Source organism: Streptomyces sp. NBC_00102, from assembly GCF_026343115.1.
Classification (GTDB): Bacteria; Actinomycetota; Actinomycetes; order Streptomycetales; family Streptomycetaceae; genus Streptomyces.
This window is the reverse complement of sequence record NZ_JAPEMC010000001.1, coordinates 3,536,176-3,551,858: the sequence shown is the minus strand read 5'-3', so window position 1 is coordinate 3,551,858 and position 15,683 is coordinate 3,536,176. Positions and strand designations below refer to the sequence as shown.

At 72.7% G+C, this 15,683-nt stretch carries 11 protein-coding genes and 1 CRISPR repeat array; of the genes, 6 read left to right on the top strand and 5 right to left on the bottom strand.

Annotation, left to right across the window (positions count from 1 at the left end; translation table 11 throughout):
• Positions 1–4: 4 nt before the first annotated feature.
• The gene (locus OHA55_RS15795; RefSeq protein WP_266706757.1) at positions 5–3,082 is read right to left on the bottom strand and encodes a CRISPR-associated endonuclease Cas3''; all 3,078 of its coding nucleotides are present in this window, start codon (positions 3,080–3,082) and stop codon (positions 5–7) included.
• Positions 3,083–3,376: 294 nt separating this feature from the next.
• Positions 3,377–4,321: a CRISPR direct-repeat array (repeat unit 29 nt; unit sequence GGGACCATCCCCGCACGCGCGGGGAGCAC).
• 333 nt (positions 4,322–4,654) lie between these two features.
• Here OHA55_RS15795 and OHA55_RS15790 point away from each other — a divergent pair.
• On the top strand, positions 4,655–5,125 hold the full coding sequence (locus OHA55_RS15790) for a cation:proton antiporter regulatory subunit (RefSeq protein WP_266706755.1): 471 nt from the start codon (positions 4,655–4,657) through the stop codon (positions 5,123–5,125).
• Between the two features lie 2 nt (positions 5,126–5,127).
• Positions 5,128–6,417 (top strand): cation:proton antiporter, encoded by a 1,290-nt coding sequence (locus tag OHA55_RS15785; RefSeq protein ID WP_266706753.1) that lies wholly within the window; start codon positions 5,128–5,130, stop codon positions 6,415–6,417.
• Positions 6,418–6,522: 105 nt separating this feature from the next.
• On the opposite strand, the gene OHA55_RS15780 is transcribed toward OHA55_RS15785, so the two are convergent.
• The 3 genes from OHA55_RS15780 to OHA55_RS15770 all read right to left on the bottom strand — a co-directional run bounded on the left by OHA55_RS15780 (position 6,523) and on the right by OHA55_RS15770 (position 8,816).
• Positions 6,523–7,101, bottom strand: coding sequence for a hypothetical protein (locus tag OHA55_RS15780; protein ID WP_266706751.1), 579 nt, complete (start codon positions 7,099–7,101; stop codon positions 6,523–6,525).
• A 238-nt stretch (positions 7,102–7,339) separates the two neighbouring features.
• On the bottom strand, positions 7,340–8,371 hold the full coding sequence (locus tag OHA55_RS15775) for a M56 family metallopeptidase (RefSeq protein WP_266706749.1): 1,032 nt from the start codon (positions 8,369–8,371) through the stop codon (positions 7,340–7,342).
• Positions 8,372–8,396: 25 nt separating this feature from the next.
• A complete protein-coding gene (locus OHA55_RS15770) occupies positions 8,397–8,816 on the bottom strand; it encodes a BlaI/MecI/CopY family transcriptional regulator (RefSeq protein ID WP_266710692.1) in 420 nt (139 codons plus the stop codon).
• Between the two features lie 382 nt (positions 8,817–9,198).
• On the opposite strand from OHA55_RS15770, the gene OHA55_RS15765 reads away from it, so the two are divergent.
• From OHA55_RS15765 to lysA, 3 genes are all read left to right on the top strand, one after another.
• Complete coding sequence (locus OHA55_RS15765) at positions 9,199–9,654, top strand: tellurite resistance TerB family protein (protein ID WP_266706747.1); 456 nt, start codon at positions 9,199–9,201, stop codon at positions 9,652–9,654.
• Positions 9,655–10,111: 457 nt separating this feature from the next.
• A complete protein-coding gene (locus OHA55_RS15760) occupies positions 10,112–10,576 on the top strand; it encodes an SAV_915 family protein (protein WP_323180419.1) in 465 nt (154 codons plus the stop codon).
• 12 nt (positions 10,577–10,588) lie between these two features.
• Positions 10,589–12,076 (top strand): diaminopimelate decarboxylase, encoded by a 1,488-nt coding sequence (gene lysA / locus OHA55_RS15755; RefSeq protein WP_266706745.1) that lies wholly within the window; start codon positions 10,589–10,591, stop codon positions 12,074–12,076.
• A 75-nt stretch (positions 12,077–12,151) separates the two neighbouring features.
• On the opposite strand, the gene OHA55_RS15750 is transcribed toward lysA, so the two are convergent.
• Entirely contained in the window at positions 12,152–13,225 is a 1,074-nt protein-coding gene (locus OHA55_RS15750) for a CdaR family transcriptional regulator (RefSeq protein ID WP_266706743.1), read from the bottom strand.
• Positions 13,226–13,638: 413 nt separating this feature from the next.
• Between OHA55_RS15750 and OHA55_RS15745 the strand changes: the two genes are divergently transcribed.
• Positions 13,639–15,663 carry a TrkA family potassium uptake protein gene (locus OHA55_RS15745; RefSeq protein WP_266706741.1) on the top strand — a complete coding sequence of 675 codons (2,025 nt, stop codon included), beginning with the start codon at positions 13,639–13,641 and terminating at the stop codon, positions 15,661–15,663.
• Positions 15,664–15,683: the final 20 nt, after the last annotated feature.

Below are 15,683 nucleotides of genomic sequence, written 5' to 3'. Positions count from 1 at the left end.
CTCCTCACGCCGAAGCTTCCGGGCGCGTGACTTTCAGTCCGTCCACCCGGCTGTACTCGATCTCCAAGCCTGCCAGCCGGGTCTGACAATTCACGTCCAGAGCCAGAACAAGCTCCCCCGCGAGCATCGGGCATTCCTTCACCTGCCACTGCGGAACCATGAATTCCTCAAGTTCCGCGATGGTCCGGTCGATCACCCAAGGCTTCGTGAAAACACCGGGCAACCGCATCGAACTCTCGGCGAGCGCCTTCGCCGCACGGTACGGCGGCACCGCGTCCACCGGCAGCGGAACGCCTCCGCGCCCGTCCCGCAGCCAGGGCAGCGTGGTGAGCGAACCGTCCTCGTGCCGCTGGAGCACCAGGACCTCGATGCTCTCCTCGGTGTCCCGGACCTGGGCCCGCCCGGCCATCGAGTCGTCCGCGTCCCCGACACCCGCGTCGATCCATCCGATCAGGGGACTGCCGTCCTCACGCACCGGATCGATCCTGAACGCCCGCGCCGCCTTGCGCTTCCTGCCCACCTCGACGAGGTGCTCCTCCTCGGCCGCCCGCATGGCCTCCGCCCAGTCGAGCGGGCCGATCTCCTCGGCTCCGTACGCCGTCCGCACCAAGCCCGTGATGTCCTGCGGAATCCTCAACGCCCTTTTCTCCGGCCCGAGATACATGCGCAGCACGGCCGCGGACCGCAGCAGCGCGTGGAGCCCGTACACGGCCTTCGACCCCGCCACCGGGACGGGTGCGCCCGGCTGTTCGAGCTGCTCGCTCCGCCCCAGGCCCCGGCCCTCGACGCCGGTGACCAGGCATCGGGCCCGACGGAGCGGGGCGGGCCGCTCAATCTGGCCGGGGCCGCGCTGGTGGCGATGGAGCCTGCCCATGCGCTGGAGCATCAGGTCCACCGGACAGAGGTCGGTCACCAGCAGGTCGAAGTCCACGTCCAGGGACTGCTCGGCGACCTGGCTCGCGACGACGATGTGCGCCTGCGTCCCCTTCGGGCGGTCACCCTCCGGCCCGAAACGGCTCAGGAGCCGCGCGTCGAGGTCCGAACGGTCCAGGTCCAGGAACCGCGAATGGGCGACGGTGACGTTCTCCGTACCGAACCGCTCGCGGAGCAACGCGGCCGTCTCCAGGACCCGTTCCACGGTGTTCCGTACGACGAGTGCGCAACCGCCCTCGCGCAGCGCGTGCGCGAGCGTGTCCGCGAGTACGTCGGGCCCGTCCTCCAACGGCTCCAGCGCGACCTCCACCTCGCGGTCCGACGCGGCGGCCGGACGCGCCGTGAGGATCACGGCGTCCGCCGCGCCGGAGTCCGACGCGCCGGAGTCCGTCGTGCCGGAGTCCGCCGCGCCGAGGCTGCCAGTGCCGGAGATGTCCGTGCCAGGGTTGTCACTGCCGGGGCTGCCAGTGCCGCCGCGCGGGCCCGGGGCCGGGACCGCGGTGAGGAGCGGGTACACGGCCGGGCTCCGGGCATCGCCGGACTCGGCCTCCCCCCGTCCCGCCGATCCGGCCTCCCCCCGTCCCGCTGACCCACCCGCCGTGTACGCGTCGATCAGCGACCTCCGCACACCCACAGGAAGGGTCGCGGAGAGCATGACGACCGGCACCCGGTACGCACCGAGCCAGCTGAGGACGCGCTCCAGGTAGACGCTCATGTACGCGTCGTAGGCGTGCACTTCGTCGATCACGACGACCTTGCCCGCCACCGCGAGATGACGCAGCGCGAGGTGCCGGCTGCGGAGACCCGCGAAGAGCAGCTGGTCGATCGTGCCGACCGCGAAGGAGGACAGCAGCCCCTTCTTCTTGCCGCGCAGCCACTGATGGGCAATCAGTTCCGTTGCCACCGGCGTCTGGTCCCGCGAAGTCCGGCGAGCGGCCCGGGGACCGTCCGGATCGATGGCCCGGAGCGGACGACGCCCCTCCTTCTCCATGAGCAACGCGTACTCCTGCTGGAGCGCGGCCTTGGCATGAGCGAGAAACAACGAGTGCCGCCCGGCCCCCGCGATCCCGTCCAGACGGTTCAGCCAAGCGGTCAGGCGCGGCAGCATGGCGTTGCTCGTCGCCCGGGTCGGCAGCGCGAGGAGGCAGCCCCCCGCACCCGTACGAGCCGCGAAGACCTCCGTCACCGCGAGAGCCGCCTCGGTCTTGCCCTCTCCCATCGGCGCTTCGATGACCATCAGCCCGGCGCGGGGAAGCTCCCGCGCCATCCGTACGGCCGCCTCCTGCACCGGCCGCGCCGTCGCACCCGGCGGCAACGCGAACCGCGCGGCGAACAACTCGTCCGCCGTTCCCTCCGGTTCGGCCGGCTGCCACGGCGGCGGCAGGTCGATCCCGCCCCACGCGGCCGCGACCCGCTCCGCGGAGTCCCGGGACACCCCCTCACCCGCGTACGGGAAGAGGTCCGGGTTGCTCGCGATCCAGTCGGCGACGATCACGGTCCCGGAGAGCAGCACCTGCACCGTCTGCGGCAACTCCACCCGCCGCCAGTCAGCCAGCCTTCCGGATGCCCCGAGCGTCTCCGCGAAGGCGTCGAGCAATTCGAACTGCACCTGCCGCCAACGGCTTTCGGTCCGCCCCGGGGTACGTATCAGCTCCGGATGCAGAGCGACGCCGTCCAGCTGCGAATCGCTCGGCGGCACACCGTGGTGCCCGCCGATCACCACGGAGAACTGGTCCACGGCAGACCTGGGCCACCCGTGCCTCTCCACCAACCACTCGTTCAGGATGAGTTGACCCGCGAGCCCATGAGGGGCGATCCCCCGGTCCTCCCCGAACCGCCTCAGGAGCGGCACCTCCAGACCGGCCCGGCACATGCGGTCCGCCAGATCCTCCACCTGACAGGCGAACGCGGGCGTCGCCTTCCCGATGTCGTGCGTCCCCGCGAGCCAGACCACCAGCAGCCGCGCGTCCGCCTCCCCACCCGGCAACACCTCCGCGACCTGCGCCCGGACGCTGCGCGGCAACCACTCGTCCCACAACCGGCCCGCCACGGCGGCACTGTCATCGAGGTGCTGCCGGAGCGGCATCCACGCCTTGGAGTCGTGATCGTGCTTGGCCCACACACTCCGGGCAGCGTCGGACAGCTGCACGTCTCCCCCTATGCCTATGGCACATGCTGTGCCCGCTCGCAGGGCCTCAGATTGCAGTACTCAAGTCGATGAGGGGAAGAGAGATCGGGAAAGAAAAAATCTGACTGGTCGGTTTCATCTATTGCCCGAATTTGGGCGCGCGGAAGCGAAGCTCTGGGCGTTTTTGCGTCGATTACGAGCGTGTGCGGGCCTGTTCGGGGGTGCGGGGGCGCTCGTAACGGGGCGCAGTGACGGTTACAGCGCCCGGGCGTACGAGAGTTGAGCGCGAACGCTCCCGGGGCTCGCGATGACGACGGGCTCATCCCCGCAGGTGCGGGGAGCACTCCCGCATCAAGATCCGAACCGGGGCACTGGTGGGACCATCCCCGCACGCGCGGGGAGCACAGGATCGGGTCGTGGGCGGGCTTGAGCCGGGTGGGACCATCCCCGCACGCGCGGGGAGCACACCAGCACGTACACCGCGACGGCCGCGTTCAGGGGACCATCCCCGCACGCGCGGGGAGCACATCCTCGCCGGGCGGGTGTTGCCGCCGGGGAAGGGACCATCCCCGCACGCGCGGGGAGCACTTCGGGCCGTCATCCACTCCGCCCAGGACAGCGGGACCATTCCCGCACGCGCGGGGAGCACGTTGTTGCACTGGGCGACAGCCACCTCGCCAAGGGACCATCCCCGCACGCGCGGGGAGCACACCCGCATGCCGCACCCTCTGACGCCCGTCCAGGGACCATCCCCGCACGCGCGGGGAGCACGGAGGTGGGCGAGAGCTGCGTCTCTCCGGCGTGGGACCATCCCCGCACGCGCGGGGAGCACTGGGGGCGCCGGACGCGGCGTTGAGGACCACCGGGACCATCCCCGCACGCGCGGGGAGCACCGTCATGACGTGACGGGTGAGGAAGTGGCGCTGGGACCATCCCCGCACGCGCGGGGAGCACCGGGTGGTCGCCGTCGTCATGCGCGGGACTACGGGGACCATCCCCGCACGCGCGGGGAGCACTCGCCGTCTTCGGGGACGTGGTCGGGGTACGGGGGACCATCCCCGCACGCGCGGGGAGCACTGAGGCGCGCACCACGGAGCGGAACCCTGAGAGGGACCATCCCCGCACGCGCGGGGAGCACACGTGGTCGGGTTCGGGTGGGGTGTCGAGGAAGGGACCATCCCCGCACGCGCGGGGAGCACACGAGGGCGGTTCCGGACACGCGGCGGCAGTGGGGACCATCCCCGCACGCGCGGGGAGCACTCTTCCTGACCTGCTGGTTCACCCGGCGACCGCAGCCCCCCAGGCCAACTTCACCGATTCCGGCATATCCGACATAGTGCCCATATGAGTCAACACCCAAACCCTTAAGCCCAGTTGATCACACCCCCACCCACCCCGTCAGCCACCCTCCGCAACCACCCTCGACCGCCCCCGAGACGATCACCCCGCCCCACCGCCACCCCCGTACGCACGACCGCCCCACCCGGTTCCCGGTCGGGCGTATGGATCGCGTTAAGGTGTTGAAAGGTAAAGAGATCACCAAGAGCTGACAAGGGGCGCCGCACGCGTCGGCGTGCCACTCGGGAGGAAGCCATGGGAACCCGCCGCACCACGCTGCCCGGAGTCGGGGCTCAGTACGACTTCACCACCGAGTCGGGCCAGCACATCTCCGTCGTCGTCCACCACGACGGGCGCCGGTTCATCGGGTTCTACGAGGAGGACGACCCAGATTCGTGCCGCCTGTCCGTACCCCTCACGACGCACGAGGCGACCGCGCTCGCCCACCTCATCGACGCCGCGCCGATAGACGCCGTACGGACCGAGGGCATCGACCTGGTCACCGAGCACATCCCGCTCGGGTCCCGTTCGCCGTACGGCGGGCGGGTGTTGGGGGACACGCAGGCGCGGACCCGTACGGGGGCGTCGATCGTGGCGGTGCTGCGGACGCACAGTGCGCATCCGTCGCCCGGGCCCGACTTCCGGCTGGCCATCGGCGACACCCTCGTGGTCGTCGGCACGCGTGAGGGCGTCGACGCGCTCTCCGAGATCATTGCGGAGGGCTGATCGTGCACGACATGACCGCACTGCTGGTGGAGCTGGGCTCCGTCATTCTCGGGCTGGGGATCATCGGGCGGTTCGCCGGCCGGATAGGTCTCTCGCCGATCCCCCTCTACCTCCTGGCCGGTCTCGCGTTCGGCGAAGGCGGGCTGCTGCCCCTGGGCGCGAGCGAGGAGTTCACCGCGGTCGGCGCCGAGATAGGCGTGATCCTGCTGCTGCTCCTCCTCGGGCTCGAATACAGCGCTTCCGAACTGGTCACGAGCCTCAAGACCCAGTACCCCTCCGGTCTCGTGGACTTCGTCCTCAACGCGACCCCCGGCGCGGTCGCCGCGCTGATCCTCGGCTGGGGTCCCGCCGGGGCCGTCGCACTGGCCGGTGTCACCTGGATCTCCTCGTCCGGGGTGATCGCCAAGGTGATGACGGACCTGGGACGCCTCGGCAACCGGGAGACCCCGGTCATCCTCGGTGTCCTCGTCATCGAGGACCTGGCGATGGCGGTGTACCTGCCGCTGCTGACCGCCATGGTCGCCGGAGTCGGGCTCGCCGGAGGCAGCGTCGCGCTGCTGATCGCGCTCGGGACCGTGGGGTTCGTCCTCTACCTGGCGCTGCGCCACGGCCGGCTCATCAGCCGGGCCGTCTCCTCCGACAACCCGGAGATGCTGCTCCTGGTCGTCCTCGGACTGACCGTGCTCGTCGCCGGGCTGGCGCAGGAGCTCCAGGTCTCGGCGGCCGTGGGCGCGTTCCTCGTCGGCATCGCGCTCTCGGGCGAGGTCGCCGAGGGGGCGCGCAAGCTGCTGACGCCGCTGCGGGACCTCTTCGCGGCGGTGTTCTTCGTCTTCTTCGGCCTCTCGACCAACCCGGCCGACATCCCGCCGGTGCTGCTCCCGGCGGCGCTGCTCGCCATCGTCACCGTACTGACCAAGATCCTCACCGGCTGGTACGCGGCTCGCCGCGCCGGCATCAAGTCGCGCGGCAGGTGGCGGGCCGGCGGCACGCTCGTGGCACGCGGCGAGTTCTCCATCGTCATCGCCGGTCTGGCCGTCGCGACCGAACCGCGCATCGGGCCCATCGCCACCGCGTACGTGCTGATCCTGGTCATCCTCGGCCCGCTCACCGCCCGCTGGACCGAGCCCGCCGTCATGCGGATCAAGGCCGTCAAGGCACTCCGCGACGGGCGCACCGGTACCGGCGAACGCCTCCGGGAGCGCAAGGCGGCCTCCACCTCCACCAGGCCCGCTCCGGCCCGGCCCACCCACGACGACCTCACGCCGGAACACGTCGGCGAGGGCCGCGACTGAGGTCCTCGCAGGACCTGCCCTACGACGCGAAGACTCCCGCTCCCCGTCCGGAACGGCCGATGGCCGCGGACGGGGAGCGGGAGACGTGTGTCAGGGAGAGCCGTGTCAGTGGTTGTCGACGATGCTCTTGGCGATGCCGTTCGCGACGACGACCTCGGCGTCGACGCCGTCGCCCTTGGTGGCGGCCTCCAGCATCTCCTCGCTGCACGGCATCGCGGCCTGGCCCTCCGAGGTCCCGCAGATGTCGCCGGTGCCCTCGATGTCCGTGTCCTCGGACACCAGGAACTGCTGGTCGGTCCCGTCCGAGCCGGTCACCGTGTACTTGCCGGGGGCGAGGAAGCGGACCTTGCCGTTCCAGGTGCCGTTGACGCCCTTGCCCTGGTCGATGCCCTCGATGACCGTCTCCGATCCGCCCGACGTCGCGTCCGAGCCCGAACCCGAGCCGGAGTCCGAGGCCGACCCGCCGCCCGACGTGGCGTCCCCGTCCGAGGTGTTCGCCGTGGGGGTGGCCGAGACGGACGCCGCGCCCGCGTCCGGCTGGGTCGCCAACGGGGAGCCGCTGCTCGTGTCCTGGGCACCGTTGTCCGAGTCGGAGTCGCTGCCCTGGCAAGCGGTCAGGAGCAGGGTGCTCGCGACCGCGGCGGCGAGAAGGACGGCGGTCTTGGTACGGAGGGCCGAGGCCATGGTGTCGCTCCCGGGGGAAGGGCGTCCGCGGAGAGACGTCTCCTCGGTCTGCCGGTGTTCTGTTACGTGATCTGTTGCGTGATCATCATGGGCCCCTCGGGGGCCCTCCCGGCCGGAAGTTCTCGACCCAGGACAGCACTGTCATCGTTCCCGTACATAGCGACAGTTGTGTACGCGTAGGGCGCGCCGACTTTCCTGACCTGCGAGTTCTCCCCCGCACCGGCCCACATCACGCTCACTACAGTGGAGTTGCCGCGTGCAGGATGCGTACCAGCGACACCGTGGCGTTCACCGACGACAGCGCCGACGCAGTCGTGCCCACCGCTGCCGTCAGCCCGGCGAGGAGGAGGTGGGCGGACGCCGGGGGCCAGAAGCGGGCGGGCGGGGCGGGGTCGAGAAGAGCGGCGACCCGGCGCGGCACCGGCCCTGCCGCCGAGAATCCCGCCAGGCCCTCGAACGGCGAACGGGTCGAGACCAGCGCCGCCTTGCCGACGGCCCGCGCCACCACGTGCCGGCTGCCGACCACCCGCGCGGCCTCCTCGTCCGCCCAGCGCTCGGTGCTGTACGCCACCGCCGTACGGAGCGGCACCAGGAACGGATTGGCGCGCGCGGCCAGCTGCGTCAGCAGCAGATAGCGGTGGTGGCGCCCTGCGAGATGGGCCCGCTCGTGGGCGAACAGGGCCTGCCGCTCCGCCGGTTCGAGGCAGCCGAGCAGGGCACTGGAGACCACGACCCGGCCCGCACCGGCCTCCCCTCGGCGACGGAGACCGCCGGGGAGCGCGTACGCGTACGGAGCGGGGGACTCGACCACGCGCACCCCAAAACCACGGTCCCGGCCGTCGCCCGAGACGGCCGGCGCCCCCGACGTCTCCGGGGTCCCCGACACCGCCGACGCTCCCGACCTCTCCGGCACCTCCAGCGCGCGGGCCGCCGCGACCCGGGTGCGCACATGGCGTACGAGCGTCTGCGCGCATCCCGCCACCACCGCGCCCAGGACCCCGATTGCCACCAGCCCCGTCCGGTCCTCGTACGGCAGCGCGGCCCTGACCTGGGGGTCCGACCAGCCGTCCGGCAACGGGTTGCCGGGGAGCTGGGCCGTACCGATCACCATCAGGAGGGCGAGGCAGAGGGTGGAGCACAGCGCGAGCGTCGTACCCGCGACGGCCAGCAGCCGGGTCGCGCTGCGCGGGTGCAGATGGTGTGCGGCCAACCGTGCGACGGGCAGCGCGGTCAGCGGCAGTACGAGTGGCAGGTAGACGAAGACGCCCATCGCTCCCCCAACGCCCCTGTCGTCGTCATCGGTTCCCCGGCGCGCGGCCGGGGACGTGGGGGGCACCGTCGGGTTCGACGGGTGCCGTGCCGGAGTCGGGGCTGTCCGGGCCGGCCGCGTCGGCCAGCGCCAGCAGGGCGCGCAGGCGTTCCCCGTCGCCGGGGCTGAGCGCGGAGACGAAGCGTGCGAGGACCGCCTCGCGGTCCCGTTCGCCTTCGAGGACCCGGCGCATCCGCAGGGCGGCGAGGCCGGCCTCGTCGGAGGCGTTCGTCCAGGTGTAGGAGCGGCCCACGCGGGTGCGGGTGACGGCGTTCTTCGCGTGGAGGCGGGAGAGGATCGTGATGACGGTCGTGTGGGCGAGCCCGCCGTCGAGGCGTTCGCGTACCCAGCCCGCCGTCACCGGCCCGCCGCCCGCGCGCACGACGGCGAGCACCTGGGCCTCCAGTTCGCCCTGCCCCCGCCGGGGAGGCCGCCCGCCGTCCGCCGGGGAGGCCGTGTCTGCGGAGGCCGTGTCCGCGGAGGCCGTGTCCGGGAGGGGGCGCGGGCCCGGGACCCCGTCCTGGCCAGGACGAAGACCGTGCTCAGGTGACGCGTCACGCCCCGGCGGAACGTCTGGGTGTCCTCCGGCGTTTCCCATGCGGTGCCCGCCCTTCGCGCGAGTTCTCGCAGTCACGGCGGGACGGCCCCGGGCACTGCTCAGCGATCGCCGCATCCTACTGAGCCGGCTTTCCGGGGCAAAGCCTGCCGGGTCGAGCACCGAGTTCTACACGTCTGTAGAGTTCCTTTCGGTTCAGGCAGCGCACCACAGAGCAACGTATGGAGACGTCATGGCCCTTTGGGACCGGATCAAGGAATCCGCTTCGACGATGCAGACGCAGCTGGAGGCGAAGAAGAACGACCTGAAGAGCGGGGCGTTCCGCGACGCGAGCATGGCGATGTGCGCCCTGGTCTCGGCGGCCGACGGTTCCATCGACCCGTCGGAGCGGCAGCGTGTCGCCCAGCTGATCATGAGCAACGACGTGCTCCAGAACTTCCCCGCGGACGACCTCCAGCGTCGCTTCAACGCGTACGTGGACAAGCTCACCGCGGACTTCGCCTTCGGCAAGGTCTCCATCCTCCAGGAGATCGCCAAGGCGAAGAAGAAGCCGGCCGAGGCGCGCGCGGTCATCCAGATCGGCATCGTGATCGGTGGCGCCGACGGCGACTTCGACAAGTCGGAGCAGGCCGTGGTCCGGGAGGCGTGCTTCGCGCTCGACCTGCCGCCGCACGAGTTCGACCTCTGAGCCGACCACCCCGGCACACCCGGGCGGCCCCGGCACACCCCGGACCCGCCCAGCTCCACCCAGGCACGCCCCGGCCTCCACGGCTGGGGCGTTTCCCTTTTCCGCGCCGGGTCTCGAAGGCCGGGTCTCGAAGGCCGGGTCTCCAAGGCGGTTCGTGAAGCCACCTCCGTGGCCACCTCCGCCGCCGTCTCCGTGGCCACCTCCGCCGCCGTCTCCGTGGCCACCTCCGCCGCCTTCTCCGAGGCCGTCTCCGCCGCCGTCTCCGCCGCCTTCTCCGCCGCCGTCTCCGAGGCCGAGAAGCGCCCCCCGCATCAGGGGCGCATCAATGTGACCCGGGTCCGGCGTCAAGTACCCGTCAGGGCCCGGCCCGTGCCCGCGCCACCTCCCGCCTGCGGACTTAGCGTCGAAGACGAACCGCCGGGTCGCGTCCGCGACCCTGCCGACGCTTGGAGGCACCATGGAAAGCGCGCTGCAGGACCCCGACCCCCTCGAACCCGTCCCGGCCGGACCCCCGCTCGCATCCGTCCCGGCCGGGCCACTGTTCGTTCCCGTCCGGTCGGGTTCCGCCCGCTGTCCCTCGAGCGTCCGGGCGCTGTTCTTCCGCACGCCGCTCGGCTCGCGCACCGCCGTCGCGTTCACCTCGGAGAAGCGGCTCGTCGCCACGCTGGGCGCCGGGCAGCGGTGGGTGCGCCTCTGCGAACCGGCCCTGCGCGACCTCGCCGCGCCGCTGGGCGTCCGTACCCTCACCGTCGACCCGCAGCTCTCCGCGCCGCGCGCCGCCGATCCGCACCCCTCGGTGCCCCACACCCCGGCGCGGGCCGCCCGGGCTCCACGCACCGCGCCGGACACGTCCGCGCCGGGCACGACTCCCCTCGCGCCGGCAGTCCCCGACGCTCCCGCGCTCGTCCGCCCCGGACGCTGAAGGGATCGCACCATGACCATGACCCCTCTCGCCCCCGTCCCCACCCCCGCGCCGGCCGGGTCCCCAAGCCCCGCCGGCGCCCTCCCCCCGGCCGGGCCCCACGACCCGGCCGGGGAGGCCCCTCGCTCGGCCGCCCAGGTCACCTCCCCGGCCGGCCCCTCCGCCCTCACCCCGTGCGCCTCCCCGGCCCGGCAGGCGTATCCGCAGGACGTCTGGCCCGCCTCGACGCGCCCCGGCCCGCACGGGGACATGACCGTCGGCGGGGTCTCCCTGACCGAGGCCGCCGACCGGTTCGGCACCCCGCTGTACGTGCTCGACGAAGGAGAGGTCCGCAGCCGCTGCCGCACCTACCGCGCCGCCTTCCCGCCCGAAGAGGCGGACGTGGTCTACGCGGCGAAGGCCTTCCTGAGCCGGGCCGTCGCCCGGTGGGTACGCGAGGAAGGGCTCGGGCTCGACGTCTGCTCGGCCGGCGAACTCCTCCTCGCGATCAGCGCGGGCTTCCCCGCCGACCGGATCGTGCTGCACGGCAACGCCAAGAGCCCGGAGGACCTCAGCACCGCCGTACGGCTCGGCGTGGGCAGAATCGTGCTCGACTCGACCTCCGAGATCGCCCGCCTCGCCGCGCTGGTACCGCACGGCACCCGGCAGCCCGTCATGATCCGGGTGGTGCCCGGGATCTCCGCCGGCGGCCACGCGGCGGTACGCACCGGTACGGAGGACCAGAAGTTCGGCCTCTCCCTCGTGGACGGCTCAGCGCAGCACGCCATCGACCGGGTGCTCGGTCAGCCGGGGCTCGAACTCGTGGGCCTGCACTGCCACATCGGCTCGCAGATCACCTCGATCACGCCGTACGTGTCCGCCCTCCGCCGGATGGTCGGGCTCCTCGCCCGCACCCGGGACAAGCACGGCGTGCTGCTGCCCGAACTGAACATGGGCGGCGGCCACGGGATCGCGTACCGGGCGGGCGAACCCGCGCTCGACATCCCCGCCCTCGCCTCACGCATCCGCGCCGAACTGGCCGCCGGCTGCGCACGCGCCATGCTGCCGGTGCCCCGGCTCACGGTCGAACCGGGACGGGCGGTCATCGGCCCGGCGGGCGTCGCCGTGTACCGGGTGCTCGCGGTCAAGCGGACCGGTACCCGTACCTTCGTCGCCGTCGACGGCGGCATGAGCGACAACCCGCGCCCCGCGCTGTACGGGGTGCGGTACCTGCCCCGCATGGTCGGGCGGGCCTCCACCGCACCCGGGCTGATGATGACCGTGGTGGGCCGGCACTGCGAGGCCGGCGACGTCCTGGCCGACGCGGTGGAACTCCCCGGCGACGTGCACCCGGGCGACCTGCTGGCCGTCCCGGCCGCAGGGGCCTACCACCTGTCGATGGCCTCCGGCTACAACCTCGTCGGCCGGCCGCCGGTGGTCGCCGTCTCCGACGGCGCCGCGCGGCTGCTCGTACGCCGGGAGTCCCTCGCCGACCTCGGGCGGCGGGACGTCGGGGTCTGAATCCCAGGTGGTGTCCGGCGGTGGTCCGCCGGACACCACCTGACCACCCGCACGCGGTGCCGTACGCGCAGGGGGTCAGAGCTCCTTCGCGGGCCAGTCCAGCAGCCGGGCCCCGATGACCGCCGTCTGCAGGGTGTAGCGGTGCACCGGGTCGGACGGGTCGGAACCGGTCAACTCGTGGATGCGCTCCAGCCGATACGTCAGCGCCCGCACGCTCAGCGACAGACGGCGGGCCGTCTCCGCCGCCACGCACCCCGCCTCGAAGTACACCGAGAGGGTCCGCAGCAGCGGTTCGGCACCACCCCTGGCCTTCTGGAGCGGCCCCAGCCGACTGCGCACCAGATCCGCCATGGCCTGCCGGTCCCGGGTCAGCACGGGATAGACCAGCAGATCGACCGCGTGCAGAACCGGGTCGCCGAGGCCCATCCTCCCGGCGAGTTCATGGGCCTCCAGCGCCTCGTCGTACGACTGGACTACACCGCCCGGACCATGGTGCGGGCGGCCTATGGCCACCTGCCCGCCGCCGGTCGCCGCGTGGGACTGCTTGGCGAAATGGAGCAGCACCTCCGGCTTGCTGCCCGGCGCGACGCAGATCAGCCGGCCGTCCTTCGTCGTCAGCAGGATCTCCCGCCCGCTGAACCGGGCCAGCATCGCCGCCTCCACGCTGCGCGGCACCACGTCCGTCTCGGTGTACGCCTCCGGGCCCACAGCCACCGCGACCGCGTGCGCCCGCGACAGATGCAGCCCGAACCGGGTGGACCGCTCCGCGAGACGCCCGAGGTCGCTGCGCCCGTACAGCAGGTCGTCGATGAACTCGCGCCGGGCCGCCTCCTCACGCCGCACCGTCAGCCGCTGCGCCCCCTCGAACCCCTCGGCGAAGGCGTCCACGGCCTGCTCGACGGCATGCAACACCGCGTCCGTCGCGCCGGAACCACCCCGGGCCGTCGTGCACGGCCAGTGCGCGCGGGTCTGCGCGAGGTGGAGGGTGATCAGTTCGCGCAGCCGGAGACCCGCTTCCGCGGCGTCCCGGCCCAGATCGCGGCGCTCCTCCAGCTCCTTGTGCGTCAACCGCCTGCCCGTCGCGGCCACTTCCGCCAGGACGTGGACGTAGTTCCCCAGCGCCTCGATGGGTATGTGCGGCTCCGCCATCGGCCCTTCCCTCTCCCTGTTCCCGTGCGTACGCGCAGCGCACCCTCGTCCGTGTCGCTGCCCGGCAAGTCTCCCCGCTCCAGGACTGCCGGATTCCGGCAGTGCGCGACGACCCTCGCGGATGACACGATCCGTCCAGCACCGCACGGGGGAACGACCAGGCAGTGACGGCGGTGCTGACGGGGGATGGACGGGGGGAATCGGGGGAACGACCCGGCGACCGCGTCCCGGCGACGGGGCTCGGTACCGGGTCTCTCCCGCCCGCCTCCTCCACGGATCACGGCGCCCGGCCCGTACCCACCACGGCGGTTCCGCGCCCGGCCGGCAACTGCCAGGCCGCCGTACCGCATCCCTGGGGCGGACGCACCGCATCCGGATCTCCGAGTCCCGCACCGGCCCGACGGGAGCAAGGCATGCTGGGTTTCGTGTCCCCTCTTCCCCAGCAGCCGCAGCGCCCCCAACGCCCTTCGACCACCGGCCACATGGTCGTCTGCGGTGACGACGCGCTCGCCCGACGGCTCGCGGTGGAACTGCGGTACGTCTACGGGGAACGCGTCACCCTGATCCTCCCGCCCGGTCCGGACGCCGCGCAGCCCGACCTCCCGATGAACCAACGTGCCCGCGCCTCCGCACTGTTCGGCCGGATGTCCGCCGCGATGAGCCGGAACGGCGCCGGGGCCGCTCCCGTGGACGGCGTCGGCTCCGGGGACAGCGACACCAACGCCGGTGTGGAGCCCGTCCTCATCCTGGAGGCGGCGGAGCCCTCCGACGACGTCCTGGAGGACGCCGGCGCCGACCGGGCCGCCGCCCTCGCCCTCGTCTACGAGGACGACGAGCGCAACATCCGGGCCGCGCTCACCGCCCGGCGCCTCAACCCCCGGCTGCGCCTGGTGATCCGGCTCTACAACCGCAAGCTCGGCGTCCACCTGGAGACACTGCTCGACCAGGCCGCTGCCCTCGCCGCACCCGGACTCGACCCTGCCTCGCTGGACGCGAGCACCACGGTCCTCTCCGACGCCGACACGGTCGCCCCGGCCCTCGCCGCCACCGCGCTGACCGGCAGCAGCAAGGTCGTCCAGGCGGAGGGACTGCTGCTGCGGGCGGTCGAACGCACCCCGCCCGGCCCCGGCGAGCGGGCCGACCCGGGGCTCTGCACCCTCGCGCTCCTCTCGTCCACCACCGTCGACCCGGCCGGCGCCGAAGGCTCCGACAGCAGCGGCGACGAAGGACCACGGCTGCTGCCCGACGAACGGTCCGTGGCGGCGGCGACCGGGCGCGGCACCGTCGTCCTGGAGACCGTCAGCCGGTCGGGCCCGGACCGGCCCGCCGCCCGGATGGGAGGCAGGGGCGCCCCGCTGAGCCAGGTGTTCTCCCGGCGGCTGCGCTGGTCGGCCCTGGGCGTCGCGGCGGCGGTGGTCGCCCTGGCGGTGGCCTCGGTACGCACGACCGGGGACAGCCCGCAGCACTCGGTCTACCTGACCCTGCTCGACCTCGTCGCCATGGGGGACCCGGCGGAGGACACGGCCCCCTCCGCACGCAAGATGATCCAGCTGTTGTCGGGGGTGGCCGGACTCCTGCTGCTGCCGCTGCTGATCGCGGCGGTGCTGGAGGCCTTCGGCACCCTGCGTACCGCCTCCTCGCTGCGCCGCCCGCCGCGCGGCCTCTCCGGCCACGTGGTGCTGCTCGGCCTGGGCAAGATAGGCACCCGGGTCCTCGTACGTCTCCGCGAGCTCGGCATCCCCGTGGTCGTCGTGGAGGAGGACCCGAACGCCCGGGGCATCCCGCTGGCCCGCTCCCTGCACGTGCCGACCGTCATCGGGGACGTCACCCAGGAAGGCGTACTGGAGGCGGCGAAGATCGGCCGTGCCCGCGCGTTGCTCGCCCTGACCAGCAGCGACACCACCAACCTCGAAGCGACCCTCTACGCCCGGTCCATCAAGCCCGACCTGCGGGTGGCACTCCGGCTCTACGACGACGACTTCGCGACCATCGTCTACCGCACCCTGCGCACCGCCCATCCGCAGGCCACCACCCGCTCCCGGTCGGTGACCCACCTGGCCGCACCCTCCTTCGCCGTGGCGATGATGGGCCGGCAGATCCTCGGCGCCGTCCCGGTCGAGCGGAAGGTGATGCTCTTCGCCGCCCTGGTGGTGGGCGGACATCCGCAGCTGGAGGGCCACACCGTCGCGCAGGCGTTCCGGGCGGGTTCCTGGCGGGTGCTGGCCCTGGACACCACCCCGCTCGGCGACCGGGTCGCCGACCTCGCCGCCGCGCCCCCCTACGACACCGGCGGGAGGCAGCAGCGCACCTCGGGGCTGATCTGGGACCTCCCGCCCGGGTACGTCCTCAAGGCCGAGGACCGGGTCGTGATCGCCGCGACCCGCCGCGGACTGGCCGAGCTACTCCGCCGACAGCGCTCAGGGGCCGTACGGCGCTGACCCCCCGCAGGGCACGGACC